The organism is Idiomarina aquatica, assembly GCF_004362895.1.
In the GTDB taxonomy this organism is placed as follows: domain Bacteria; phylum Pseudomonadota; class Gammaproteobacteria; order Enterobacterales; family Alteromonadaceae; genus Idiomarina.
In genome coordinates this window covers 19,758-44,681 of sequence record NZ_SNXI01000011.1, presented here as the reverse complement: position 1 = coordinate 44,681, position 24,924 = coordinate 19,758, and the positions used below count along the sequence as shown (strand labels likewise).

Annotated in this window: 20 protein-coding genes; 9 read left to right on the top strand and 11 right to left on the bottom strand. The window is 48.4% G+C overall.

The features are described 5' to 3' along the window. Positions 1 to 15: 15 nt before the first annotated feature. Entirely contained in the window at positions 16 to 1,698 is a 1,683-nt protein-coding gene (gene hutU / locus DEU29_RS08925) for a urocanate hydratase (protein WP_133540020.1), read from the bottom strand. Between the two features lie 9 nt (positions 1,699 to 1,707). Next, positions 1,708 to 2,412 (bottom strand): histidine utilization repressor, encoded by a 705-nt coding sequence (hutC, locus tag DEU29_RS08920; protein ID WP_133540019.1) that lies wholly within the window; start codon positions 2,410 to 2,412, stop codon positions 1,708 to 1,710. 134 nt (positions 2,413 to 2,546) lie between these two features. On the opposite strand from hutC, the gene hutI reads away from it, so the two are divergent. Continuing rightward, the gene (hutI, locus tag DEU29_RS08915; RefSeq protein WP_133540018.1) at positions 2,547 to 3,767 is read left to right on the top strand and encodes an imidazolonepropionase; all 1,221 of its coding nucleotides are present in this window, start codon (positions 2,547 to 2,549) and stop codon (positions 3,765 to 3,767) included. Here the strand turns inward: hutI and DEU29_RS08910 are convergent. Both DEU29_RS08910 and rraA read right to left on the bottom strand, forming a co-directional pair. Then, positions 3,730 to 4,776 carry a formimidoylglutamase gene (locus tag DEU29_RS08910; RefSeq protein ID WP_133540017.1) on the bottom strand — a complete coding sequence of 349 codons (1,047 nt, stop codon included), beginning with the start codon at positions 4,774 to 4,776 and terminating at the stop codon, positions 3,730 to 3,732. The two genes, hutI and DEU29_RS08910, sit on opposite strands and share 38 nt — an antisense overlap. Then, a complete protein-coding gene (gene rraA, locus DEU29_RS08905) occupies positions 4,776 to 5,261 on the bottom strand; it encodes a ribonuclease E activity regulator RraA (RefSeq protein WP_133540016.1) in 486 nt (161 codons plus the stop codon). The genes DEU29_RS08910 and rraA overlap by 1 nt, the downstream gene beginning before the upstream one ends. A 174-nt stretch (positions 5,262 to 5,435) precedes the next feature. On the opposite strand from rraA, the gene DEU29_RS08900 reads away from it, so the two are divergent. Then, positions 5,436 to 7,505: a putative bifunctional diguanylate cyclase/phosphodiesterase gene (locus DEU29_RS08900; protein ID WP_133540015.1), complete on the top strand. Its 2,070-nt coding sequence runs from the start codon at positions 5,436 to 5,438 to the stop codon at positions 7,503 to 7,505. Positions 7,506 to 7,513: 8 nt separating this feature from the next. Here DEU29_RS08900 and hslU read toward each other — a convergent pair whose 3' ends face one another. The 5 genes from hslU to priA form a co-directional block, all read right to left on the bottom strand. Next, on the bottom strand, positions 7,514 to 8,863 hold the full coding sequence (hslU, locus tag DEU29_RS08895; RefSeq protein WP_133540014.1) for an ATP-dependent protease ATPase subunit HslU: 1,350 nt from the start codon (positions 8,861 to 8,863) through the stop codon (positions 7,514 to 7,516). A gap of 19 nt (positions 8,864 to 8,882) precedes the next feature. Beyond that, positions 8,883 to 9,428, bottom strand: coding sequence for an ATP-dependent protease subunit HslV (gene hslV, locus DEU29_RS08890; protein ID WP_133540013.1), 546 nt, complete (start codon positions 9,426 to 9,428; stop codon positions 8,883 to 8,885). Between the two features lie 97 nt (positions 9,429 to 9,525). After that, positions 9,526 to 10,098: an SPOR domain-containing protein gene (locus tag DEU29_RS08885; protein WP_133540012.1), complete on the bottom strand. Its 573-nt coding sequence runs from the start codon at positions 10,096 to 10,098 to the stop codon at positions 9,526 to 9,528. Between the two features lie 2 nt (positions 10,099 to 10,100). Continuing rightward, positions 10,101 to 11,843 carry an arginine--tRNA ligase gene (gene argS / locus DEU29_RS08880; RefSeq protein ID WP_133540011.1) on the bottom strand — a complete coding sequence of 581 codons (1,743 nt, stop codon included), beginning with the start codon at positions 11,841 to 11,843 and terminating at the stop codon, positions 10,101 to 10,103. Positions 11,844 to 11,915: 72 nt separating this feature from the next. After that, positions 11,916 to 14,120, bottom strand: coding sequence for a primosomal protein N' (priA, locus tag DEU29_RS08875; protein ID WP_133540010.1), 2,205 nt, complete (start codon positions 14,118 to 14,120; stop codon positions 11,916 to 11,918). Between the two features lie 170 nt (positions 14,121 to 14,290). On the opposite strand from priA, the gene rpmE reads away from it, so the two are divergent. Both rpmE and DEU29_RS08865 read left to right on the top strand, forming a co-directional pair. Further along, a complete protein-coding gene (rpmE, locus tag DEU29_RS08870; protein ID WP_105307524.1) occupies positions 14,291 to 14,503 on the top strand; it encodes a 50S ribosomal protein L31 in 213 nt (70 codons plus the stop codon). Positions 14,504 to 14,755: 252 nt separating this feature from the next. Continuing rightward, positions 14,756 to 16,006, top strand: a complete 1,251-nt coding sequence (locus DEU29_RS08865; protein ID WP_133540009.1) for a malic enzyme-like NAD(P)-binding protein — start codon at positions 14,756 to 14,758, stop codon at positions 16,004 to 16,006. On the opposite strand, the gene metJ is transcribed toward DEU29_RS08865, so the two are convergent. Next, entirely contained in the window at positions 15,997 to 16,323 is a 327-nt protein-coding gene (gene metJ / locus DEU29_RS08860) for a met regulon transcriptional regulator MetJ (RefSeq protein ID WP_133540008.1), read from the bottom strand. The genes DEU29_RS08865 and metJ overlap by 10 nt on opposite strands. A gap of 173 nt (positions 16,324 to 16,496) precedes the next feature. Here metJ and metL point away from each other — a divergent pair, with 173 nt between their 5' ends. Then, complete coding sequence (metL, locus tag DEU29_RS08855) at positions 16,497 to 18,938, top strand: bifunctional aspartate kinase/homoserine dehydrogenase II (protein WP_133540007.1); 2,442 nt, start codon at positions 16,497 to 16,499, stop codon at positions 18,936 to 18,938. A 27-nt stretch (positions 18,939 to 18,965) separates the two neighbouring features. Here metL and DEU29_RS08850 read toward each other — a convergent pair whose 3' ends face one another. Beyond that, a complete protein-coding gene (locus tag DEU29_RS08850) occupies positions 18,966 to 21,437 on the bottom strand; it encodes a penicillin-binding protein 1A (protein WP_133540006.1) in 2,472 nt (823 codons plus the stop codon). Positions 21,438 to 21,568: 131 nt separating this feature from the next. On the opposite strand from DEU29_RS08850, the gene DEU29_RS08845 reads away from it, so the two are divergent. The 4 genes from DEU29_RS08845 to pilQ are packed head-to-tail and all read left to right on the top strand — an operon-like array spanning position 21,569 to position 24,916. After that, positions 21,569 to 22,348 carry a hypothetical protein gene (locus DEU29_RS08845; protein WP_133540005.1) on the top strand — a complete coding sequence of 260 codons (780 nt, stop codon included), beginning with the start codon at positions 21,569 to 21,571 and terminating at the stop codon, positions 22,346 to 22,348. After that, on the top strand, positions 22,336 to 22,845 hold the full coding sequence (locus tag DEU29_RS08840; protein WP_133540004.1) for a hypothetical protein: 510 nt from the start codon (positions 22,336 to 22,338) through the stop codon (positions 22,843 to 22,845). The genes DEU29_RS08845 and DEU29_RS08840 overlap by 13 nt, the downstream gene beginning before the upstream one ends. Then, positions 22,842 to 23,624 carry a hypothetical protein gene (locus DEU29_RS08835; RefSeq protein ID WP_133540003.1) on the top strand — a complete coding sequence of 261 codons (783 nt, stop codon included), beginning with the start codon at positions 22,842 to 22,844 and terminating at the stop codon, positions 23,622 to 23,624. Before DEU29_RS08840 ends, DEU29_RS08835 begins: the two co-directional genes overlap by 4 nt. Before the next feature lie 8 nt (positions 23,625 to 23,632). Beyond that, positions 23,633 to 24,916 (top strand): type IV pilus secretin PilQ, encoded by a 1,284-nt coding sequence (gene pilQ, locus DEU29_RS08830; RefSeq protein WP_133540002.1) that lies wholly within the window; start codon positions 23,633 to 23,635, stop codon positions 24,914 to 24,916. Positions 24,917 to 24,924 lie beyond the last annotated feature (8 nt).

Sequence of the window (24,924 nt, the reverse complement as noted above, 5' to 3'; positions counted from 1 at the left end):
TCGTAATGCTAAACGCTACGATGTTTGATTCTCGAGCATTGGCAAATCTAAGCCCTGCTCCCTGGCACAATCTTTGGCGATATCATATCCCGCATCGGCATGACGCATAACACCAGTTCCGGGGTCATTCCATAACACACGACCCAGGCGTTTTTCTGCTGCATCCGTGCCGTCGGCAACAATTACAACCCCGGCATGCTGCGAATAACCCATACCAACGCCACCACCATGGTGTAAACTTACCCAGGTTGCGCCGCCAGCGGTATTTAATAACGCATTGAGCAACGGCCAGTCAGACACTGCATCTGAGCCATCTTTCATGCTTTCGGTTTCACGATTGGGGCTAGCCACAGAGCCTGAATCCAGATGATCACGCCCTATTACAATCGGCGCTTTTAACTCACCATTTTTGACCATCTGGTTGAACGCCTTAGCAATACGCGCGCGGTCTTTTAAACCAATCCAACAAATCCTTGCCGGCAACCCCTGAAACGAAATGCGCTCTTTAGCCATATCCAGCCAGTTGTGCAGATGCGGGTTGTCCGGGATTAGCTCTTTAACCTTTTCGTCGGTTTTATAAATATCCTCAGGATCTCCCGATAGCGCGACCCACCGGAAAGGCCCTATACCCTCACAGAACAACGGCCTAATGTAGGCTGGTACAAAGCCCGGGAAGTCAAATGCATGCTCAACACCGACATCTTTTGCCATTTGCCGAATATTATTACCGTAATCCAGCACAGCAGCACCCTGTTGCTGAAAATGCAGCATGGCCTTGACCTGCACTGCCATCGATTGCTTAGCAGCGCTCACCGTGCCCTGTGGGTCTTGCTGTTGCTGCTGATGATACTGTTGCAGCGTCCATCCTTGCGGTAAGTAGCCATGCAGCGGGTCGTGAGCCGACGTTTGGTCGGTAACCACGTCAGGTAACACACCTTGCTCCTGCATCTCGCTATAAACGTCGGCGGCATTACCCAGTAACCCAACCGAGATAGCATCGCCCTTGTTTAACGCGCTTTTTATTAGCGTCATTGCCTCATCCAGAGAGGTTGCTTTATGGTCAACGTAGCCTGTACGCAATCTAAAATCGATACGGCTCTCGTCACATTCTACCGCCAGCATACAAAAACCAGCCATGGTCGCCGCCAGTGGCTGCGCGCCACCCATGCCACCGAGCCCGCCAGTCAGTATCCACTTACCTTTAGCATCGCCATTAAAGTGTTGTCGAGCTACCGCACCGAAGGTTTCGTAGGTACCTTGCACAATGCCTTGTGAGCCAATGTAAATCCAGGAACCTGCGGTCATTTGGCCGTACATCATCAAGCCCTTTTTATCGAGCTCGTTAAAATGCTCCCAATTAGCCCACTCAGGCACTAAGTTTGAATTTGCGATGAGCACGCGCGGCGCATCCTCATGTGTTGGAAATACACCCACCGGTTTGCCTGACTGAATCAGTAATGATTCATCTGGTTTAAGCCGCTCCAGGGTTTCTATAATTTTGTCATAACAAGGCCAGTTACGGGCAGCTCGACCTATGCCACCATATACGACTAGCGCCTGAGGATGCTCCGCCACCTCGTCATCGAGATTGTTCATCAACATGCGTTTCGCCGCTTCGATCTGCCAATTAGCGCAGGATATTTCAGTACCGGTATCGGCTTTAATTGTTCTTGATGTATCAAGTCGTGGTTGACTCATGACGTACTCCTAAGAATTCGAAAAATTCAAATGCCCACCCAACTTAAAGCGGGAGCCTGGGTGGGTCAGAATGGCGTAGCTCACTACACCGCCCGAGCTCCAGGTGCGGCGAATGATGCGCAAGCAGGGCTCGTGCCGATCAATACTTAGGTATTGGCATACTGCAGAGATAGGCAGAATAGCTTCTATTTGGTGGCTCGCTTCCGTTAGTGGTGTCACAACACACAAATACTCATGTGGGGTCACTTTGCTAAAATCTTGCTTTAAATAGTCGGGCACCAAGTTGGGATTAACATACCTTTCCTCGAGCTGAACCGGTTTGTCGTTTTCGTAATGCACAATAGTTGAATGCAGCACGTCTACGCCGGGTTCAAGTGCTAACGCTTCCGCAACCTGACTTGAGGCTTGTTGCACGCGCATATGATGCACCTTGGCGCGATAATCGTGGCCTCTGCTGCGCACCTCATCGGCGATATTTCGGATAGCCATGAAAGACGTTTGTGACTTAATTGGGGCGACGAACGTTCCGGCACCCTGAGTTCGGATAACTAGTCCCTCATCAGCAAGCTCCTGCAGTGCTCGGCGTGCTGTCATACGACTTACTGAAAACTCCTCGGCAAGCGCATTTTCTGAGCTGACGGGGTGATTTTCCGGCCATTCACCGGATTCGATTTTTTGGTAGATGTGCTGCTTTATTGTCGAAAATTTTGCCATGAGGCACCCTTGCATGTGACCAGTGTTGGTGAAAGCCCATGCAACAAAGTTTAGTTCAATTGAATTGTCTATACAAGACCTAAGCAGGTTGCTATTCTTATAACAAAGCCACAAAACGAAGTTAAATAATAGCTATGCAACGTATACAAAACATCGTTTTAGCAACGCTATCCGACAACTCTGACGATTACGGTATTATCGAAGACGGGGTCGTGATTATTGACGGTGAATCAATTTATTGGTCGGGGCCTGCTGTCGAAGCACCAGCCACGCCAGCGGCAACAGTTATCGACGGCCAGGGCATGTGCCTGACGCCGGCACTAATTGACTGCCATACCCACTTAGTTTGGGCTGGTTCTCGCGCTGACGAATTCGCACAAAGATTACATGGTAAAAGCTACGCTGAAATCGCTGAACAGGGCGGGGGGATAGCCAGTACGGTCCAGGCTACTCGTGCTGCCGATTTTGATGAGTTACTGCGTTTGGCCAGCAAACGTGCATCTGCATTAATGCAACAAGGCGTCGGCACCATTGAAGTTAAGTCCGGCTACGGTTTGGATCTGCAAAACGAACGCAAACAATTACAAGTAGCACGCGCTTTGGGCGAGCAATTACCCATTAACATCAAAACTACGCTGCTTGCGGCGCATGCCCTGCCTCCGGAATATAAAAACAATGCCGATGGCTATATCGAATTAATAATTAATGAGATTTTACCGACACTTGCTGCTGAGGGATTAATCGATGCGGTTGATGCTTTCTGCGAACGTATCGGTTTTAGTCTTGAGCAGACTGAACGTGTCTTTAAAGCAGCAAAAGCCCATGAATTACCCATCAAACTTCATGCCGAGCAGATCACCAATCAAAACGGTGCTGCCTTAGCAGCTCGTTACCACGCATTATCCGCTGATCACCTGGAGCAACTGGACGAGAACGGCGTAAAAGCGATGGCTGAAAACGGCACAGTTGCGGTACTTCTGCCTGGTGCATTTTACTTTCTGCGTGATGACACTGTGCCGCCTATCAAGCTACTGCGGCAATACGGAGTGCCGATTGCGCTGGCTACCGATGCCAATCCGGGATCTTCGCCTATTCACAACTTACCCCTGATGTTGCAAATGGGTGCAACGTTATTTCGGTTAACGCCGGAGGAGTGTTTGCGCGGTGTTACCGTAAATGCTGCAAAAGCGCTTGGCATTGAAAAAGAATACGGTCAAATAAAGGCTGGAATGAAAGCACATCTGGCATTGTGGGATATACAAAACCCCGCCGAATTGACCTATCAATTCGGCGTTAACCCGCTAAAAACGTTATGGCTTAACGGCGTCGCTCACGACCGTGAAGATACGCTGTAGTTAGCTCACAAAGCACTTGTCCTGTCACCTTTAAACCCTCTTCAGGACCGGCGCTACAAAGACTTGGAGCTGCCTCAGCCAAGTGCACATACCTGGCATCGGGAAGCTCAGCCAGGCGTTTTACAAACTGGAAGCCCTGCGCCAGTGACAAGCCACTGTAATTTATCGCGCTAGCCGGAACACCTGTTAGCGCATCCACGTCTAGCTCAATACCCAGCGGGCGTTGCCATGAGTCAGCTTTAGCGACAACTTCATCCATCACTTCGTTAAAAGACCGCTCGAATAAGCGATGGATAGAGTGATAGCGCATACCCGCATCGCTGAGGTTGCGTAGACTACTCGCTGAATTTTTACCCGGATGCAAACCCACAACGTGATAGCACTCGAGGATGCCCTCGACATACGCATAACTAAACCCGTTACCGCTATGCCGCCCCTCAGTCGCACGGAAGTCTGCGTGCGGATCCAAATTAACGGCGCCCACGGTCTGGTCTGTCACTTGATGCAGTGATTTCAGCAGCGGATAGGCGTTATTGTGACCGCCACCAATGACAACAACGTCAAAATCTTGCGCAAAAATAGGAGCTAACACGCGACTGACTCGCGCATCGATCATCGCAGTCAGACGCCGCAACTCGGCAAGTTCTTGCTCGTCTTCGATACTCAGTGACTCAGCTTGTTGCATCAAGTCGCTACATTCAATCGAGCCAACGAGTAATAATTCGTGCGTTGAAACCAAGCCGGTTTTTTGTAGGTTTAAAAAGTTTTGCAGAAATGCCTGCCAGCCACCTTCTGCCCCCGGACGGCCCAGGTTCGCTTTAATCCCGATGCTTTCCGGAATACCAACAATCGCGACACGTTGGCCGCCCTCCCAGGCGCTGGCTAAGCTTTGTTCAAAGCTTCCCTCCAGCGCCAGAGAATGAATTGCCTGGCCAATCTTGGTTTCGTGCTCTCGAACTCGAACCCAATGGCTGGGCTCAACTAACTTTAAAAACGACAGATCAGACATTACTCAATATCAAGCGGCTCGGGTGACAAGATAACCCCGGTACTATCCACATAGATATGATCCTCCGGTAGAAACGTGACGCCACCGAAGTTAACCGGAATTTCCATTTCGCCGGTACCTTCGCTAGGTGCCGCGACCGGAATAGAGGCAACGCCGAGGATGCCAATATCTAACTCTTCTAATGCGTCGACATCCCTGACAGAGCCATAGCAAATAATGCCTTCCCAGTCATTATCCATGGCTTGTTCAGCAATAGCTAAGTCAATTAACGCCCGGCGTACTGAGCCACCACCATCGATAAGTAGTACTTTACCGCCGCCATCCTGATTCAGGGTTTCTTCGATCAAGCCCTTATCTTCATAGCTTTTAATAATCACCAACTGACCGCCGAACGACGAACGGCCACCGTAACTCTCGAACATGGGTTCAACCACATCCACCATATCCGGGTAGAGATCGCATAGCTCTGAGGTATTATATTCCATGTCTTTGTCCGCGTAGTTAGGGTTAACTCTCTGAGTATAACGGGTATTGCCTAATTCAAAAACCCAAATCAAAGATTGGCGTCAAATTACCTACTTTGACGTTAACTAGCACTTGAACTTACCCATTAAAGTGCATTAATTTAGGTGAAAATAATAATAATAAAGAAATGTGGCATGCCTACGCTTGATTTGATCACCGGATTGGCGATCGAAACGATAACCCATTCAGTTCAAACACTCCTGTTACTAGGGTTTACGGGACTACTGCGCTTTTATTTTGCATCATACGACTATGCCTACTTGCGCTATTGGTCATTCGCTTGTTTCTCGTACGGCTTCAGCGAACTGATTCGCGTCACGCTAGGCGCACTGGGCATGGGTGAAATTCAAATCAGCGCAACCAGCGTCCAGCTTGCGCAAGCTGTTGCACTGGCTCTGCAATATTTGGCTATCGTATACATTGCGCTGGGGACGCTCGATGCAATTGACAAACGACAACCCTCACGTCTTATCCGTTACTTAGGATACGCTTCAGCAGGTCTTGGGGGTGTTATTGCCTGGCTGTCTTCTAACAGTTTGTCGGTCGCCATAAGTAACCCCAATCAAAGCTTTTTACAATTTCTGGTTCCGGCATTGCTGTTTTTCGCCATTGGTATACCCATGTGGAGCAAAATTAAGGCGGGTATTGGTCCACGTCTAGTCGCATGCGGCTTTCTGTTTGTGGCATTTAAAAATCTTGTCGTGGTAGCCGCTATTCAGACACTTAGCGACCGTCCGCTTGACTGGGTAATCGCGGTACAAGGTGTGTTTACGGTGATTTTTCTGGCCATAGTCATGGTCGGTATCATTATCTGGTTACTCGAATCAGAGCGCAACACATCAGTACGAGCCATACAACGTGCCGAATATCTGCATACACATGACGCGCTCACCGGCGTGTCTAATCGTGCGCAGCTGGTATTAAAAATTCCTTATCTTATTGACTTTTGCCGTTCCAATAACCGCCAGCTAACCGTTTGCCTCATCGGAATTTCCCGTTTTAAGTCAATTAACGAAAGCTTGGGTATTAAAGGTGGTGATAAAGTTTTAAAAGAAGTGGCCAGTCGCTTGCGACACTTCCACAAAACACCATTGGCGGTCGCCCGCATTAGCGGAGACGTTTTTGCGATTGTTTTTGACCATTTAAAAAGCCGACATTTGCTTAAAGATCTTGGCAATGAGCTACAGCAAAGCTTGAGTATACCCATAACTGTTGGCGAAAAATCAGTCGCCATCAGTGTCGGAGTTGGTATTTCCCGGTATCCGCAACACGGAACCAATGCGGAGATTTTGTTAAATAAAGCCACTATCGCGCTAACCGAGTCCAAACGCCACCATCAACCCGGTGTGGTGTTTTTTGAACGGGGTATGGATGACATGTTCAGCCAATTGCTGGATATGGAGCCTGTTCTTAAACGGGCATTTAAAAACAACGAATTTTTGCTGTATTTACAGCCCCAGTTTGATTTTGATCATCAACAACTTTGTGGTTTCGAAGCGTTAATACGCTGGCAGCATCCCGAGCGAGGACTGTTATCCCCGGCAGAGTTTTTACCTTACATCGAGCAATTGGGGATGACCGATACATTAGACAGTTGGGTACTTGAAAAAGCAGCGGCTACCCTCAAGCGTTGGCATCAAAAGTTCGATCACTGTTGGCCGATTGCCGTTAATTTATCAGCCCAGCAATTTCAACATTTTCAACTCATCGATCAGTTACAAGCGGTTGTCGATAAATATCAGATTGCACCTGCGGCACTTGAGTTGGAGATTACCGAAACCGTTGCCATGTCTGACCTGCACAATGGCATGAGTGTGATTAATAAATTAAGAGCAATGGGCTTTAACGTGGCCATTGATGATTTTGGCACGGGTCACTCTTCTCTGGCATACCTGCGTTCTTTACCCATAAGTAAAATAAAAATCGATCGGAGTTTTGTCAGTGAGCTACAAGTTAATCGTACCGACGCAACTATATTAAAAGCAATGATACGCTTGGCTCACGGCCTGGGTAAGCGAGTTATTGCCGAGGGCATAGAAACCGAAGATCAACAAATGATTTTACAACAGCTCGGTTGTGACATGATGCAGGGTTATTACTACTCACCGCCAATGCGGCTGGAATTCGCCGAACAGTTGATTGAACGAGAACTCAAAGAAGGAAGAGAGCCGCTGCCTGCGCCTTTTGCAGCAGCGGCTATTTAAGTCACCCGTTACAGAATAAAACGGCTGAGATCTTCATCTTTTGACAGCTCACCGATATGTTTATCAACATAGGCCGCGTCAACAGAAATCGTATCTCCACTATGATCGGTGGCATTGAAGGAGACTTCCTCCATTAACCGTTCAAGTACGGTATGTAAACGGCGCGCGCCGATATTTTCGGTCGTTTCGTTTACATGAAAGGCAATTTCAGCGATTCGCTGGATACCGTCATCCGTGAACTCAACGGTTACCCCTTCAGTATTTAACAAGGCACGATACTGTGTTGTTAATGACGCATTAGGTTCAGTCAAAATGCGCACAAAGTCATGGCTTGTCAGCGCATCAAGCTCTACCCGAATCGGCAATCTACCCTGCAATTCAGGAATCAGGTCAGATGGCTTGCTCATCTGAAACGCACCGGACGCAATAAATAGAATATGGTCGGTGCGGATCATGCCATGCTTAGTATTAACCGTAGTACCTTCGACTAATGGCAACAGGTCGCGTTGCACACCTTCTCGTGACACATCCGGACCCGAGCTATCTCCGCGTTTACAAATCTTGTCGACTTCATCCAGAAAGACGATACCGTTTTGCTCAACAGAATGAATGGCCGCCTCTTTTACGTCATCCGGATTGAGCATTTTAGCCGCTTCTTCGTCGACCAGCTGTTTAAACGCATCTTTAATCTTCATCTTGCGTTTCTTGGTCTTATCGCTACCCATGTTCTGGAACATGTTCTGTAGCTGTGAAGTCATTTCTTCCATACCCGGTGGCGCCATGATCTCTACACCCATTTGCGGCGTCGCCAGGTCAATTTCTATTTCCTTATCATCGAGCTGGCCTTCCCGTAGCTTTTTACGAAATACCTGGCGCGATTTACGTTCTTCCTCAGTTGGCGCTTCTTCTTGCTGGGCTCCCCAGCCGGAGCCTGCTGAACGGGCCGGTGGTAACAACACATCAAGGATACGATCTTCAGCGGCTTCTTCGGCGCGATAACGGACTTTTTGCATCATCTCTTCACGCTTCTGCTTAACCGCTGCATCGGTCAAATCTTTAATAATCGACTCGATCTCTTTGCCGACGTAGCCTACTTCCGTAAACTTCGTTGCTTCGACCTTAATAAACGGCGCATTGGCTAACTTCGCCAGACGGCGAGCAATTTCTGTTTTACCAACACCCGTTGGACCAATCATCAAAATATTTTTAGGTGTTACTTCGGGCCGCAACTCGTCATCCAGTTGCATGCGGCGCCAACGGTTTCGTAATGCTACCGCGACGGCTCGCTTTGCTTTGTCTTGCCCTATGATGTGGCGGTTTAGTTCGTCAACGATCTCTCTGGGGGTCATATCAGACATCAGGTTGTGTCCCCTTAAGTTATTGGTTCTTAGCAGCAGCGATAGACTCCTGCTCTTCGATGGTTTGATTGCCATTGGTGTAAACACAAATGTCGCCGGCAATTGTCAGTGACTTTTCGACAATCATGCGGGCATCAAGCTCAGTATTTTCCAGCAGTGCGCGCGCAGCTGACTGCGCATAAGGCCCACCTGAGCCAATAGCAATAAGATCATTTTCTGGCTGAACAACGTCGCCGTTACCAGTAATAATTAGGGAGGTTTCTTTATCAGCAACAGCGAGTAAGGCTTCCAGCCTGCGCAGTGCACGATCTGTGCGCCAGTCTTTGGCGAGCTCTACCGCAGCACGCATTAGATTACCCTGGTGCTGCTCTAGTTTTGATTCGAATCGCTCAAATAATGTGAATGCGTCAGCAGTACCTCCGGCAAAGCCGGCCAGCACTTGCTCGTGATATAGGCGACGCACTTTGCGCGCATTAGATTTCATTACCGTATTGCCCAGTGATACCTGGCCATCACCGCCAATGACGACTTTGTCGCCCCGTCGAACTGATACTATCGTGGTCAAAACCTCATCCTCTCTCGTAGTTTGGTGATGTCGCATTAGCGACAGCGATGACAACTATCTGAGGGTATGCCGTTTAAATTTCAAGGTCAGCAAGGGGCTAATCGATATTCCAGTTCCAGATGGCACAGCCGTAGATTTGTGCGCGCTGCAGTTTATGCCGGTCTCGCTCAGCATCTCGTTTGGTTTCGTATGGACCCAGAATAACCCGATACCATAGACCGTTTTTACCGGTAGTACCGCGTATCTGGCTTTCTAAACCAGCCATAGCAATTTGCGCACGAAGCCGCTGCGCATCAGCTTCTTGCCTGAACGAGCCGCACTGCATCAATTTAGGCGGGCCGACTTCACGTTCCGGCACGTCGACTTCGACTTCTTTGCTTTCCAGCTCCTCAATATACTGCCAGCGTTCTTCCGGCTTTTCAGGCAACAAATTTTCCGGAGGAGGCTGAATTACGGGCTGTTGTGCGGAGCTTTCTGAGCTACCGTTGATCTTGACCAAGCCATAAGCAAATGCAACGATCAACACGATTGCTATGATAACAATCAGCCAGGGCACATTGCGCGTCTCCGATTTTCTTCGGGTCGCGCCACTGGCCGACTTGCGCGCAGCAGACTTCTTTTTACCGCCTCGTTTAGGCTGCTTATTAGGCTTGCGATTGGCGTAATCCAAACTTACATTTTCTCCAGTGTCGGAATACCCAGCAGATCCAGTCCTTCACTGAGTGTATTGGCTGTAAGGCGAGCCAGTTTCAGACGGCTATTGCGCAACGCTTCATTATCTTGATTCAAGATAGGGCAGGCTTCATAAAAGCTTGAGAATCGACCCGCAAGTTCAAATAAATAGCCACACAGAAAATGCGGCATGGCTTTATCGTAAACCTGATGCACTACCTCATTAAACCTGACCAACTGGTTAGCCAACGCAACTTCGCGCGGGTCATCTAAAATAAAGTCGGCTGTTTGATCAAAACCGGTTTCCCCCAAGCGAGAGAAAATACTGTTGACTCGTGTGAAGGCGTAGAGCAGATAAGGCGCAGTGTTGCCCTCAAAGGTGAGCATCAAGTCCCAGTCAAAAATGTAATCACTGGTCCGGTTCTTCGATAAATCGGAATATTTAACTGAGCTAATGCCCACGACCTTTGCAATTTCCTGCTGCTGTGATTCCGTCAAATCAGACGACTTTTGTTGTAGCAACGAAAGCGCACGGCGCTCTGCTTCATCTAACAAGTCAGCTAACTTCGTCACACCGCCATCACGACTCTTATAGGGCTTACCATCTTTACCCATTACGGTCCCGAACCCGTAGTGCTGGGTGCGAATATCGCCCTCAATAAATCCTGCTTTACGCGCCAACGTAAAAATTTGCTCAAAATGCAGTGCTTGACGTGCATCGACAAAATACATCAGATAATCGCCGCCAAGTTCTTGTTGCCGATATTGAATAGCCGCTAAATCAGTCGTGGCATACAGATAGCCGCCGCCTTTCTTTTGCACGATAATGGGTAACGGATCGCCTTCCTTACCTTTAAACTCATCCAAAAAGACACACTGAGCCCCCTGATCTTCAACCAACAGGTTCTTTTCTTTTAAATGCTCGATAACTCCCGGTAAGCGGTCGTTGTATGCACTTTCCGCCATCACGTCAGCGCGCGTTAATTTAACACCCAAGCGGTCGTAGACCTCCTGACAGTGGCTTAACGACACATCAATAAACTGGTTCCAGAGTTTTAAGCAGTACTCATCTCCAGACTGTAATTTAACGACCAGCTCGCGCGCTCGCTCAGCAAACTCAGGACTTTCGTCAAAACGCTGTTTCGCCGCTTTATAAAAAGTTTCCAAATTACTCAGCTCGTATTCCGCTTCCTGGTTATCAAGCGCTTCCATGTAAGCCAACAACATGCCGAACTGAGTACCCCAGTCACCCACGTGATTCTGACGAATGACCGTGTGACCCAGGAACTCACTAACGCGGGACACTGCATCACCGATAATGGCAGAACGTAAATGTCCGACGTGCATTTCCTTGGCTAAGTTCGGCGACGAGTAGTCAATAACAATTGTGCGCTTATCCTGTGCGGGCTCAACCCCCAGACGATCACTGGTCATCATCGCTTCAAGTTGTTGCTTGAGCTGATCCTGGGCGATAGTAAAGTTTATGAAACCCGGTCCGGCGATATCAGTTTTCGCTAACAGCGTATTTTGCGGAATCGCTGCAACGATCGTTTCGGCTAGCTGACGAGGGTTTGTTTTTGCCGGCTTTGCCAGCATCAAGGCCAAATTAGTTGCAAAGTCGCCGTGTGATTTATCTCGTGGTCGGTCGAGCTGAATATTTACCGTTTGATCTGCGGGTAAAACGCCATCGGCTTTTATTTGGCCAATAGCATCAGCAAGTAACTGTTCCAGTTGTTCTTTCATCGACTCGACTACCTGTGCATAGATTAAAAAAGAAGGAATGATAAGGGTATTAGTTTACTCGCTTTATAGCCCTTATGTGAAGTCCTGTGGGTCAACATCTAACGACCAGCGCACTTTGCGCCAACTCGGCAGTTTGTCTATTAGCGGCAGCATGTGTTCGAGTAGCTGATAACGTAATTTACGTGTTTGGCAGTGTACCAACAGCTGATAACGATAACGCCCCGCTTTGCGCTCCATTAATGCCGGCATTGGACCCAGTATTTGCGCTCCCTGAACAACGGGTAATTGCTGCACCAGCTGATCAAGTGCTGTCGTGATAGCAAGACGGTCGGTACTCTCTACCCGAAATAGCCCCATGTGCCCATAAGGTGGAAGTTGAGCAGCCTGGCGCTCTGCAAGCGCCGTTAAGGCAAAATCCTGATAGCCATTATTTAACAGATCCTGGATCAAGTCATGTTCAGGGTGGTGAGTTTGCAAGACCACTTTGCCTGCTTTTTTCGCCCGTCCGGCACGCCCGGCAACTTGAGTGAATAGTTGTGCCAAACGCTCGGCAGCGCGAAAATCAGCACTATAGAGCGCACCATCAACGTCTAATAAGGCGACCAGCGTAACATTGGGAAAGTGATGGCCTTTCGCCAGCATTTGGGTACCGACCAAAATCTGATAACGACTATCAGCGGCTGCCTGTAACTGCTTACCTAGTTCACCCTTACGACGGGTAGAATCACGATCGATACGTAACACGCCATAATCGGGAAAACGTTGCTGCAATGCATTTTCTAATTGTTCCGTGCCAACACCATGAGTCATCAAATGAGAAGAGCCACAGTCATTACATTGTTTTGCAATTGGCCTTTGTGAGCCACAATGATGACAATGTAGCTGGTAGAGGCTTTTGTGTACCGTATAGTAGGCATCACAACGCTGGCATTGCGCTATCCAGCCACACTCGTGACACATAAGCGCGGGTGCAAAGCCACGCCGGTTTAAAAACAAAAGAACTTGGTTTCCCCTGCTCAGCTCGTCGGCAATCTGCTGCTCTAGCGGCTCAGAAATACCGGCTACAACTTTCTGCCCTTTGATATCCAGCAGCTGGTGTTTTACCTGCTCTGCGCCACCAGCTCGTTGATCAAGCTTTAACCAATGAAAGCGCTGACTTACCGCGTTGTTCAGCGTTTCCAAAGAGGGCGTTGCAGTACCCATAACAATCGGGATATCCAACAATTGAGCCCGTTTAATTGCAATATCTCTGGCATGGTAACGAAAACCGTCCTGCTGTTTAAAGGACAAGTCATGTTCCTCATCGATAATAATCAAGCCAAGCTCTTTACATGGGGTGAATACCGCAGAACGGGTGCCGATTATGATAGCGGCCTTACCAGTTTGGCTGTCTAACCATGCTTGTAAGCGCTCACTATCATTCAATGCTGAATGCAGCATAACAATGGGTACGTCAAAGCGCTGCTGAAAACGATGCAGCGTTTGTGGCGTTAAACCAATCTCTGGAACCAAAACCAACACTTGCTGGCCGCGTTTAAGCACAGGTGTCATTGCCTGCAAATAAACTTCTGTTTTACCGCTACCGGTAATGCCCTGCAGTAACATTGCGGCATGTTTCTGTTGCTGGTTGATCGTTGTCACCGCAATGGCTTGCTGTTGGTTCAACGTCAGTGGCTGGTTATCTGAGTCCAGCTGCCAGGGGGTCTCTTCTGCTGCGGGAACGCGCTGTTGCCGCTCTACCCAACCTTTTTCTTCTGCAGCCTTTATCACGGTGGCACTAATGTCTGCTGCCTTTACAACAGTTCGCGGCTGCGGACCCCGCTGTAACAAGTGAATTAACGCTTGTTGCTTTTGTGCACGCTTCATTTGCTCGCTGTCGAGCTCGGCACCCACCTTCGTCAAGGCAATATATTCAACCGGCGGATAGCTGGCAGCCGCGCCTTTGCGCAGCAATGTCGGCAACGCATTAGCGGCAACTTCACCAAGGCTGTGGTGATAGTAGTCAGCTGCCCAGCAAATTAACTGCCAAATATCATCAGCCCACAACGGTTGCTGATCGAGCACCTCGTCGACATCTTTCAGGGCGTAGTCATTAGTCACCGTGTGTGCTAGCGGTGCTAAATAAAAACCTATCAACGTTCGGCGCCCAAACGGCACTTTAACCCGCGAGCCTACAGCAGGGAGAGGCTCGGTCATTTGGTAAGTGAAGGATTTACGCAGTGGCACCGGCAGTGCGACTTCTACCTGACGTTGTGTATGGGGCTTTTCAATCGGCATTTTGCTATTTTGTGGCGCTACTCAAGATAATACAAGCGCTGATATTTTACTTGATCAGTAAGCTGTTATCACATAGAATGCCGCGCTCCAAACGATTGATGTTTTTTTGCGCATGGTGTCCGGCATAACGATGACCGGATAGCGATGCGGCCCATTATTGAGGTTATCCCATGAAAAAAGGTATTCATCCTAAGTATGAAGCAATTACCGTCACCTGCTCGTGCGGTAATAAATTTGAAACACGCTCTACCCGCACTGAAGATCTGCTGGTTGACGTATGTTCAGAGTGCCACCCGTTCTACACTGGTAAACAGCGTGTAATGGACACTGGTGGTCGCGTTGACAAATTTAAGAAGCGTTTTGGTACGTTGGGCAAAAAATAAGCCGGACGATTAAAACCGCTGAAAACAACGCTTTGTTATCAGTTTTTTAAAGAAGGCGCTATTAAGCGCCTTTTTTGTTGCCCGCCTTCTGCGCAGCCCCTTTTGTTAAAGAAAAGTTAACCGGTGCATTTTTAGACACGATAAAAGTTATCTTGCTCTAACAAGTCTCTGTATAGCAGGTAAGATTTGTTCCTACACGAAAAGCCGTTAAACTAAGAGCTCGATATTATCACAGATAAAAGGCCGGCTTTTATGTCTGACTTTCGCCAACAAGCGTTAGATTATCATCAGTATCCCACTCCGGGAAAAATCTCAGTCGAGTTAACCAAACCTGCAAATTCCAGTAAAGACTTAGCACTGGCCTACAGCCCCGGCGTTGCCGAACCTGTTCGGGAAATTGCCGACGATCCAGATAACGCCTATAAATATACTGCCAAAGGAAACCTTGTGGCCGTTATCAGTAATGGCACTGCGATTCTGGGGTTAGGTAATTTGGGGCCGTTGGCTTCAAAACCGGTAATGGAAGGCAAAGCATTATTGTTTAAGCGCTTTGCCGGACTCGACGCGATCGACATTGAAGTTACGCACAGAACGACGCAGGACTTTATCAACACGGTTGCCAATATCGCGGACTCTTTTGGCGGCATTAACCTTGAAGACATAAAGGCGCCAGAGTGCTTTGAGATCGAGCAAGCGTTAATCGAAAAGTGCAGCGTGCCCATCTTTCATGATGATCAGCATGGCACGGCAATAGTTACCGCTGCAGGCATGCTAAATGCACTGGAGATTCAGGGTAAAAAATTGCGCAGCGCACGTATCGTATGCATGGGAGCAGGCGCAGCGGCTATTGCGTGCATGGAACTGTTGATCAAGTGCGGCGCTCAGCGCGAACACATTTATATGCTGGACTCAAAAGGTGTCATTCATACCCGCCGCGACGATCTAAACGAGTATAAAATGCTGTTTGCGAATAACACCGATAAACGCTCGTTAGAGGAAGTAATTGAGGGAGCTGATTTATTCCTTGGGGTTTCGGGTCCTGACTTGCTATCACCAGAAACACTTAAGCTGATGGCTGAAAAGCCCGTCGTATTTGCTTGCTCCAACCCCGATCCGGAAATTAAACCAGAACTCGCAAAACAGGCGCGTAACGATGTCATTATTGGTACCGGCCGTTCTGACTATCCCAATCAGGTCAACAATGTGCTCTGCTTCCCGTTCATGTTCCGGGGCGCACTTGATGTTCGGGCAACCGCTATTACCGATGAAATGAAAGTTGCAGCTGTCGAAGCGATTCGCCAGTTAGCTAAAGAGGAAGTTCCCGATTCGGTACTCGAGGCTTCAGGCGAATCCAGCCTTACCTTTGGCTCTGATTACATCATTCCTAAGCCCATGGACCCGCGGCTGTGTCACCGCGTAGCCCGCGCTGTAGCAGAAGCCGCCGTCAAATCAGGGGCGGCAAAAATCGACATGCCCAAAAACTATATGCTGGATCAGGACTGATCCAGCTCGTCGTCCGTTGGAATAGGTAACCCGCGTGCTTCGAGTTCCTCACGCACAGCGCTTGGAATTTTGTGCGGGTTAGACTTTTCCAGGTCTTCATCCGTTGGTAGTGGTTGCCCTGTAAACGCATGTAAAAACGCTTCACACAGGAGTTCACTGTTCGTAGCATGGCGTAAATTCTTTACTTGGCGGCGAGTTCGTTCATCAGTCAGTACTTTCAGTACACGGGTTGGTATCGATACCGTAACCTTTTTGACTTGTTGACTTTTACGCCCATGTTCTGCGTACGGGTAAATATACTCACCGTTCCACTTCATCGCATTCTCTCGCTGTATGAAAAACCCTTATAAGATATAATGAATTGTACTCACAGGATTAGCTACGTCAAATTTTATCCGTCTAGATGGCTAAAAGTTGCTGACATTTGCGCCACAATATTTTAGCCTTACAGCATAACGACCAATTATTTGTAGTTTAGAGGACGTAGTTGATGGCAATAGAAGGGCTAACTCAAGAGCAAGTGCAGGCTGCTGCTGATACCGTACAAGTTCATAAATTTGGCGGCAGTAGTCTTGCCGATGCCTTCTGTTACCGCCGCGTCGCTCGAATTGTGACCGAATACGCTGGTGCCAGCGACGTTGTTGTCGTTTCTGCTGCCGGCGACACTACCAACCGCATTTTAGCTATTATTGCAGCGGCTAAAAAGCCCGGCGATACTGCGGCAATCCTGCTCGAACAACTGGAAAAATTTCAGTTAGGGCTTATCAATGAACTGCTTGGTAGCGATTTAGCACAATCCCTGTGCCAACTATCTAATGCAGACTTTGAACGTTTTCGACGCTTTATTCGCGGCGAAGAAAGCATTAGCCGTGACGCAGAATTATTAGCGTACGGCGAGTTATGGTCAGCTCGCTTACTCGCTGCACTCCTCAGAAAGCAAGGCACTCGCGCTGAACACATCGATGCCCGGGATTTTCTCTGTGCCGAAGACGCACCTGAGCCATTAATCCAGGAGCAAGTGTCGCGTGAAGCGCTGCTGCAACGGGTTGCTCCCTACCCAGGCACTCGGTTTATCGTCACTGGTTTTATAGCCCGTGGGTTAAATAGTGAAAGCCTGACCCTGGGTCGAAATGGCAGTGATTACTCAGCGACTCTGGTTGGTAGCCTGCTCGATGCAAAACAAGTAACCATCTGGAAGGATGTAGCCGGGGTTTACTCCGCGGATCCCCGCAAAATTGAGCGGGTCGTCAGTTTGCCAGCGTTAGACTGGTCTGAAGCTGAAGAGTTAGCTCGCCTGGGCAGTCCGGTACTGCATCCGCGAACTTTTCAGCCGGTTAACCGCGAGCGCATGGTTATTTCCGTTCGTTCAAGCCTTAAAGTCGAGAACCAGCAAACCCGAATTGGTCAGTTTGAGCATGCTGAGCCCCGCGGCAAGGTATTTACCTCGTTATCCGAGGTGGTGCTTTTTAAAATTGAGTTAAACGATAAACGTCTGGTGGATCAATTGGATGAGCTCGACCTTGAGCCAATATTTAGTTGGACCGAGCCGGAAAAGCATCATCAGTACTTAGTCTTTCATCAAAACCACCTTGACTATATAAGTCGTTGGTTAGAGCAGATTGATAATGACAATGCCGTGACCCAAATACGTGGCTACTCAATGGTCGCTCTGGTCGGTGACCGCATACAGGAGACCGATCAGTATACCACATTCAAGCTCCAGCTAAGCGAGCAAAAAGTCCGTCGGTTTGGGCTGGGAGAACATGGCAATTCGGCTATCGCTATTCTTGAACAGCAGCTCGATAGTCGTTTTTTAAACCGTTTACACAGCCAGTTATTCAATTATCGCCGTAGTCTGGGTGTGCTGGTGTTGGGGCGCGGAAATATTGGTAGTGCCTGGTTAGAACTGTTTAAACAGCAACGCGATCGAATCAACCAGGTGATGGACGTGCGGATCATAGGCATAGCTAACTCTAAGCGCCTGTGGCTAGACTACGGAGGTGTTGAGTTAAATGCTTGGTCTGCTGATTTTGACCGGCTGGCACGACCCTACGTACTGACCGAATTATTACGTGAATTACCTAATGCGCCATACGATGAACTGGTGATACTTGATTTAACCGATGCCAAACCGATAGCACAATTGTATCCCAGCTTGTTTGCTAACGGACTGCATATCATCAGTGCTAACAAACGCGCGGGCTCTGCCCATGAATCTCTGTACCATGAGATACGCACAATCCAGCATGAGTACAAACGTGAATGGTTATACAACACTACGGTTGGGGCTGGCTTACCACTTAATTACGCCATTAACGATTTGCGCGCTCAAGGCGATGAAATTCGAAGTATTTCAGGAATTTTTTCGGGCACCATGTCATGGCTGTTCGAAAACTTCAGTGCCGACACAGCATTTAGCGATTTAGTTGCCGAGGCAAAAGAACGCGGCTACACCGAGCCCGATCCCCGTGAAGACCTGTCGTGTCAGGATTTGGTTCGTAAACTTCTAATCCTGGCTCGCGAGATTGGGCTGAAACTTGACTGGCAGGATATCGAGGTTAATAGTCTGGTTCCTGAACATCTGCGTGATATTTCAGTTGCTGAGTTTATGCAACGGCGTAGCGAGCTCGACGAGCCAATGAATGAAATGCTTGAATCAGCTGCTAAAGATGGCAAAGTCCCGCGCTTGCTCGCCAGCTTTTCAGTATCGGAAGAACGACGGGTTAAAGCAAAAGTCGGTATCGAATATATACCCGCGGGAGACATGTTAGCGAACCTGATCCCGGGTGAAAACATTTTTGTGATCTATACAGATTGGTACTCAGAAATGCCACTGGTAATAAGTGGCCCGGGGGCCGGCAAGCAAGTGACTGCAGGCGGAGTGCAATCCGACCTCAACCAATTACTGGGGCGTCTTAGCGCCATCAGCTGATCACCTGCGCAGTAAACGACAGCGAGCTTAAAAGAGCTCGCGATCGTCTTCCTTAAAAATGTCGCCGTTGTCTTTTTGTGTATCGGCATACTCGGTAGGTTCGGTACCATCTATAAAGTATTCAAACCGAGTCGTGTGGTCAGTTAAATGTGACAACTTGCCGGTTGCCAGGTCGATTCGCACGTTGACCACACCCGGCGGTATCATCATGTTGCCTGACTCATACCGGGGCAATGCTTTCTCCATAAACAAAATCCACCCCGGCAACGCGGTTTTAGCGCCGGCTTCACCGCCCGAAATAGCTTGTTGTTTGCTATCAAGCAATGGATTCATGGTGGTTCTGCCAAGCTGCCGGGATACATCATCAAAGCCGACCCAGGTTGTTGTCACCAGGCCGGTAGTAAAGCCTGAGAACCAAGTATCGCGAACATCATTGGTGGTACCTGTCTTACCAGCGATAGAGCGACCGACTTCATTAACAATCGGCTTTGAGCGCTGTATGCGCCAGGACGTTCCATTCCAGCCGGTATTGTGGGCCCAACTGCCACCGCCCCAAACCGCCGAGTTCATAGCCTGAGCGACCAGAAACGCATTCTGCTCCGAAATAATTTGTGGCGCAGGATTGTCACAATCCACGCAAGCCAGCTTAGGCTCAGCATTAAAAATCACTTCGCCATTGCGGTCTTCTATTCGCTCGATAACATAGGGGTCAACCAAGAAACCGCCATTTGCAAATGTCGCATAAGCTCGTGCAACTTGCATCGGCGTCATCGAAAGCGAACCCAGCGAAATTGATTCATTTTCAGGAACTTCACTTCGATCAAGTCCGAACTTAGCAATATGATCAGCGGTTTGCTTTACACCCACTTCGCGAATTAAACGCACCGAAACCACGTTTTTAGATTTTGCCAGTGCCTTACGTAAACGAATCGGCCCTTCATAAACATCAGGCGAGTTTTTCGGTCGCCAGGCGATGCCGGAGCCGGGGTTCCACTGATTTATCGGCGCGTCATTCACTAGCGTTGCCAGCGTTAAGTCCTGCTCAAAAGCAGCCGAATAAATCAGCGGTTTGATATTAGAACCAACCTGCCGCTCGGCTTGCAACGCCCGATTATACTGACTTAATGCAAAACTATAACCACCCACAACAGCCGCCACTGCGCCATCTGATGGTCGCAATGACGCTATGGCTGAACTGGGCTCAGGTAGTTGGGCTAAACGCCAGACAGCGTTGTTTTCATCTGTTGCTGCAACGCGACGCAACCAAATAACATGCCCCGCGGCCATAATGTCGGCGGCCGACTCCGGCGGAGGTCCCTGGCGCTCCTCGTTAAGGTATTCGCGTGCCCAGTGCATTGATTCCCATGGCAAGGTAACCCTACCGACATCTTTTGCCATAACAGTAGCGGTTTGTCCCTCCACTTCAACAACAACCGCGGGGATTACTGCACCAACCGATTTTAACTTCTCAAGATAACGAGTAATTTCATTTGACGATAATGCAGCTCTACCGTCTTCTTCAGACCACAACACACTGACGGGACCACGGTAACCATGACGCTCATCATAGGCATGAAGGTTATCCCACACAGCCTGACGCGCGGCTAGTTGCACATCACTCTTAACGGTCGTATAGACGTTGTAACCCCCATTATATGCCTCTTCCTCACCGTAACGATCGATCATTTGTTGCCGAACCATTTCGGCAAGGTAAGGCGCATTCACTGTAACTTCGGCGCCATGGCGGCGGGCAGTAACCGGCGCATCAGCAGCCTGATCAAATTGTTCTCGGGTGATTTTTTTCTCATCCAGCATGCGCAACAAGACCACTCGTCGACGAGCTTTGGACGCATCAGGATTGCTAATAGGATTAAGATTAGAAGGTGCTTTAGGAAGGCCCGCTATAGTTGCTATTTGCGCCAGAGTAAGTTCATTCAATGACTTACCATAATAAACCTGCGCTGCTGCGCCAACCCCAAAAGCCCGGTGGCCAAAGGTTATCTTATTAAGATACAACTCTAAAATTTCGTCTTTATCCAGTAACTGTTCAATATGAAGCGCGATAAATGTTTCTTTAATTTTACGCATCCACGCACGGTCAAACGATAAAAAGAAGTTTCGCGCTAACTGCATGGTGATAGTACTTGCGCCTTCTTTTATCTCCCCCGTTGTTACCAGCACCCAAACAGCACGCATAACGCCAATCGGATCGACCCCTATATGTTGATAGAACCGACTGTCTTCCGTTGCCAGAAATGCATCTACCATCGACTGGGGCACGTCTTCTAAATCAACGGGAATACGCCTTTTTTCGCCAAACTGAGAAATGAGCTCACCGTCTTGGGTAAACACTTGCATTGGCGTTTGCAACTCCACATCACGCAACGTCGCAACACTCGGGAGTTCTGGCTTAACATATAAATAAAGCGCACCAACAGCGGCAACTCCAAGCACCGCAAGTACCAACAAGGCAAGTATAAAACGTTTAAAAAACTTCAATCGTTAGCTCCATTTAGGACAACGGTTTCCATGTATTTCGTACAGTATTACGCGACTGTGCATTATGGCTGATTTTTATCCGAAAAACTAACCTTTGAAGCTATTTTAAAAACCTTTACAAAGAGAACCGCATGCCTCGAACAAAAGCCGCTTTAGCCGCTGTCGACATAATTGACAACGAGCTAATTTATTTACAGTTAAGCACCGAACGAGGAAATGTTTTTATCCATCAGTGGCACAAACAGAAAGCTAACACCGCCTGGAATAAAGGCTTAGATTGTCGCGAGCTTATGACCGTGATGGAGCACCGAGCGTCTCACTACCAGCGGCTTACACAACCGAGTGCTACGGACAATGTAACTAGTTTCGTACATGAAACCTACGGTGGAACTGCTGACTATACACAAGACATAGTACTCGATTATCAGTACGACCCTACTTCAGCACACGTAATATCTGCTCACAGCTCACAGGTCAAAAAGCGCCAACAGTTATTTGCTCAACTCGCGGGTCCCTTGAGCATTGTCGAGCCCGCTTTTCAGGCCATCCTAAGAGCTACCAATTTTTTATTAGGGCAAGGCGAATTAATTACTAGTCGCCCTTGCGAACAGTGGCTCATAGTTGAACTCAGCCATCCCTTATCCACCTGTTTGTTTTGTCATCACGGTTGTTTAGACAGGTTGCAGTTTGTTGCAGAGTCGGAACTTCATGAGGTTATAACTAACTCACCCTTAACCCTTTATTTTGGCGACAAGACAAAGTTTTCCGAGACAACACAAAATCTTTTGAACACTGCTATCGAGTTGCAGCTACCCAAGTCGATGGGCGATTTTAGTTCTGCAGTCGGCTCAACCGCAGCCATCAGCTTATTTGGCAACGCATTAAGGGGCTTCAGCTCTTGGCATCATTAAATTTAGCCGATTGGCGCCGCCCCGGCATTCAGCTTGTGTTGCGCAGGCAGTATCGCCGTGTGCTGACAGTAGCTACTGTCTTTGCACTTTTAGTGGCGGCCTATTACCTAACATTTAATTCGCGCCTGATAAAACTAGAACAACAGCTGGCAACGCTAAACGTTGAATTAAACGACTTTGAGCTAGTCGCAAAACAAGCGAGTGAACTTCAACAAGACACCACCGCAGCCACAAAACAGCGCTCTGCGCAACAAACTCATGCGCAGGTAATAGCTGAGTTCATTAAGTTACTCGACTTGACACAACAGGGAATTCAGATTTCTTCAATTCACCGATTAAAACGTGAAGTAAAAATAAGCGGCAGTTTTTTACGAACAGAAAGTGTCAAGTTACTCGAAAACCAACTAACAAATCTTCTCAATAACTCATCTATTTCCGTTCAGTTTTCGGCGCCAAGGCAGTTTGTTATTCGGGCGATAATCGAGCGCGCGTCATGACCACACCCTGGCTGCGAACATCACACATTGTTTATGGCATGTTCTGTACTATTGTCATTATTGCTGTAGCTGCTGCTTACATGATGACTCATGCCGCTGAAAAAAGCCTTTTAAGCGAGCTTAAAAGCCGGCGCCAGCAACTCACGCAGCATCACCAACATTTGCGCATGATAAGATCTCATACGCCCCCTGACGGCCCCCAAACGGAGTTTATCTGGCAGCTAAGTCAATGGGTTGATGAGCTTGGCCTCACGCTTACTTTACAGCCGCTTAATAATACTAAGTTTACTTATTCGGTAGTTGTTACCGGTGCAGCCGCTAAATTACGACAGCTGTTGTTGCTTACATCAGGGCAGTCGCTAAAAGGTGTCTGGAAGCGAGCGCTTCACTCTCAGTTTATCAGCTTTTCTAAAACGCCAGGACAGGATGGCCGACTTAATTGGCAGCTTACAAGAACTAATCAGGAGCAAGCGTTAGAGCCCATCATGGCAAACCTTTCGATTACGGAAGTGAGCTGCCCTGAAGCACCGGTAACACAGCAGCAAGCCGAGCTGAACCTGGCTGACTTAAGGCTAGCAGCAACCGTTACCTCTAAGCACGCTGCATCATTCGCATACTGGCAATCCGACACTGGCGTGTACATCAAAACAACAGTCGGCCAACGGTTCTATAACCCGACCTCGGTTATCACTTCTATTGCTGACGAACACGTCGAGCTTGACCAGCTGTTGCCGACAGAAGACTGCAATGTCACCACAAAAAAAATCATTCAACTATAGAGGATATTATGGCAATACTGAGGACGGTAGCTCCTATCACCTTGTTACTGGGCGGTATTTTTGCAACAACAGTAAGTATTGCTAAGGATAATGCTTGGTACTCCTTGCTCAGCGAACAACAACGCCAACAAAAAGTGAACCTTAATCTTACTCGTGTTGGTTTAAGCGAGGCGCTACAGATTCTTGCCGATCAGCTTCAGTTAAACCTTATTGTCGCAGACGATATAACAGGTTCAACCAACTTAAAACTGAAGGACGTCAGCTGGCTGGACGCTATGACTAGCTTGTCGAAAACCCACGGAATCTTCATCCACCTGCAAAACAATGTACTGTGGGTTTCTAAAAGCGATGACAACCCTTCGGAACCGGAAGAACGAAAGCTGGAACTGGTTAGCGTTAACTTTGCTGCGGCTAATGAGCTAGCTGAGCTAATAACTCAAAATGGACAAAATCTAAGTTCTCATCAGGGCTCTATTACCGTTGATGAACGAACTAATACCCTAATTATTAACGATACTGAGAAACACCGGCAGGCAATAAAACAGTTGGTTGCTGAGCTCGACCGGCCAGTAAGGCAAGTCATGATCGAAGCCAGAATGGTAAGCTTAAAAACTAACCTGGCAAAAGAGTTCGGCGTTCGCTGGGGCGCTTCATCCTCGGGGCTAGAAGCCACAACAGTTGATGACACGAATTTTATTCATGGCATGCAAATTAGTGCACCGGTTGTTCAACCTCACGCAACAGTTGGTCTTAACGTTGCGCGCCTGAGTGACGATCTGCTTCTGGATTTAGAGCTCACCGCACTAGAGCACGAGAATAAAGGTGAGATCATAGCGAGCCCGAAGATTTTCACGGCTAATCAGCAACCTGCCTTTATAGAACAAGGGACCGAAATTCCTTATGTTGAGAGCGCTGCATCAGGGGCAACCGCAGTACAATTTAAAAAAGCGGTAATGGGCTTACGGGTTACTCCTAAAATCACACCCAATAACCACGTTCTACTCGACTTAACTATTACCCAAAACACCCGCGGCGATACTGTTAGCACGCCGACCGGACCCGCTGTAGCCATTGATACCCAGGAGATGGGGACACAAGTGTTGGTAAAAAACGGCGAAACCATCGTACTCGGTGGGATTTTTCAAACACTGGAGTTGAAGGACGACTCCGGCGTCCCAATTTTATCCTCGTTGCCGCTAGTCGGCAGCTTGTTCAAACACCAGCGTCAACAACAGCAGAAGCGTGAGCTTGTTATCTTCGTAACACCCACAATTTTAGAGGGCTCCGAATAGAGTTGCTA

What these genes read in the sequence shown, in the direction of transcription:
- hutI (WP_133540018.1), top strand. Translation starts at nt 2,547, where the DNA reads ATGCAACGTATACAAAACATCGTTTTAGCAACGCTATCCGACAACTCT.
- hslU (WP_133540014.1), bottom strand. Translation starts at nt 8,863, where the DNA reads ATGTCTGATATGACCCCCAGAGAGATCGTTGACGAACTAAACCGCCAC.
- rraA (WP_133540016.1), bottom strand. Translation starts at nt 5,261, where the DNA reads ATGGAATATAATACCTCAGAGCTATGCGATCTCTACCCGGATATGGTG.
- DEU29_RS08845 (WP_133540005.1), top strand. Translation starts at nt 21,569, where the DNA reads ATGCCTCGAACAAAAGCCGCTTTAGCCGCTGTCGACATAATTGACAAC.
- hutU (WP_133540020.1), bottom strand. Translation starts at nt 1,698, where the DNA reads ATGAGTCAACCACGACTTGATACATCAAGAACAATTAAAGCCGATACC.
- metJ (WP_133540008.1), bottom strand. Translation starts at nt 16,323, where the DNA reads ATGAAGTGGAACGGTGAGTATATTTACCCGTACGCAGAACATGGGCGT.
- DEU29_RS08835 (WP_133540003.1), top strand. Translation starts at nt 22,842, where the DNA reads ATGACCACACCCTGGCTGCGAACATCACACATTGTTTATGGCATGTTC.
- hutC (WP_133540019.1), bottom strand. Translation starts at nt 2,412, where the DNA reads ATGGCAAAATTTTCGACAATAAAGCAGCACATCTACCAAAAAATCGAA.
- DEU29_RS08910 (WP_133540017.1), bottom strand. Translation starts at nt 4,776, where the DNA reads ATGTCTGATCTGTCGTTTTTAAAGTTAGTTGAGCCCAGCCATTGGGTT.
- DEU29_RS08865 (WP_133540009.1), top strand. Translation starts at nt 14,756, where the DNA reads ATGTCTGACTTTCGCCAACAAGCGTTAGATTATCATCAGTATCCCACT.
- metL (WP_133540007.1), top strand. Translation starts at nt 16,497, where the DNA reads ATGGCAATAGAAGGGCTAACTCAAGAGCAAGTGCAGGCTGCTGCTGAT.
- rpmE (WP_105307524.1), top strand. Translation starts at nt 14,291, where the DNA reads ATGAAAAAAGGTATTCATCCTAAGTATGAAGCAATTACCGTCACCTGC.
- pilQ (WP_133540002.1), top strand. Translation starts at nt 23,633, where the DNA reads ATGGCAATACTGAGGACGGTAGCTCCTATCACCTTGTTACTGGGCGGT.
- DEU29_RS08900 (WP_133540015.1), top strand. Translation starts at nt 5,436, where the DNA reads ATGCCTACGCTTGATTTGATCACCGGATTGGCGATCGAAACGATAACC.
- argS (WP_133540011.1), bottom strand. Translation starts at nt 11,843, where the DNA reads ATGAAAGAACAACTGGAACAGTTACTTGCTGATGCTATTGGCCAAATA.
- priA (WP_133540010.1), bottom strand. Translation starts at nt 14,120, where the DNA reads ATGCCGATTGAAAAGCCCCATACACAACGTCAGGTAGAAGTCGCACTG.